Origin of the sequence: Thauera sp. WH-1 (assembly GCF_047806685.1) — a bacterium.
Taxonomy (GTDB): Bacteria; Pseudomonadota; Gammaproteobacteria; order Burkholderiales; family Rhodocyclaceae; genus Thauera.
In genome coordinates, this window is record NZ_JBLQGP010000065.1 from 1 (window position 1) to 1,124 (window position 1,124).

1 protein-coding gene is annotated in these 1,124 nt (G+C 66.4%); it reads right to left on the reverse strand.

Annotated elements, in window-relative coordinates:
- Window positions 1-104 precede the first annotated feature (104 nt).
- On the reverse strand, window positions 105-1,124 hold a 1,020-nt coding region (locus ACMV5O_RS21290; protein ID WP_416165310.1), incomplete at its 5' end, for an IS1634 family transposase.

Genomic DNA, 1,124 nt, shown 5'->3' on the forward strand with positions numbered 1-1,124 from the left:
CCCGACTTTGACACCAGCGAGTAACACGCCCCGTCGCAAGGCGCACGGCGCATGGCCTCCGGCCGAGCGCCGGAAACGGCCGTGTATCTATGTGGGGATAGGTGTCAGTCGAGCCTGAGGACAGCCGGCGGCGGCTTGATCTTCAATGCTTTCAGTCGGTTGGCCGCTTCCGCCGTGGGTTCGGTGACCTGCCAGACGGTGCCGTTGGGGCTGGACAATTGCGCAAGCTGAATGCGCTTGAGGTCATCGCGCACGTTGCGCCAAGTATCTTGGCAGGCGTGCTCGATCACGCGTTCCAGTAACAGAGACAGCACGGTAATCGCGATGTGGGCGTGGATGCGGTGGGGCGCCCAGTGGAACACGGGGCGCATGCGCAGGCCGCCCTTCATCGTGCGCCAGGCTTCTTCGACGCGCTGCTGCTGCTTGTAGCCGAGCGCCATGTCCTCGGCGGTGAGGGTATCGTCGTTACTGTGGACGACGAACTTGCCGTCGAAACGTTCGAGTTCGGCGATGGCCTGCCGATCGATCGCCAGGCCCCGCTTGGTCTCCTTCAGGAACCGCCCGTAGCGGGCGCTGCTGCGCAGCGCGCACACGCGCTTGCTGTGCCCTCCCTCGTCCTGATCGGCCAGACATGCAAGCTCGGCCTCGAGTTCGCGGATGCGCTCGTCACGATAGGCACGCTGGCGGTGTGCCTCCTGCGGGTTGAAGCACACCGCATAGCGGCGGCGGCGCTCGCCGTCGCCGACGACGACCTCCTTGACCTCGAGGTTTTCGGCGATCTTGCGGTAGCGCCCCGGGCGCGAGAGCACTGCTTCGGTCACCTCGTCGCCACGGCGCATCGGCATCGCCATCAGGTACTTGCCACCGCCTTTGGCGAGCGCCTGGAAGTTGGCCTGCGAGACCATGCCGGCGTCCCCGACGAACAAACAGCGGGTGAGCTGCCAGCCCTTGAGGTCTTCCTTGACCTGGGCCACCGTGGTGACATCGACCGTGTTGCCCGGAAACACCCAGTGGCGCACCGGGAAGCCGTCGCGGGTGACCGCCAGGCCCACCACGATCTGCGGCGCATCGCCCCGGCCGTTCTTGCTGTAGCCGCGCTTCCTGGGCGCCACGTAGCGCTTGGC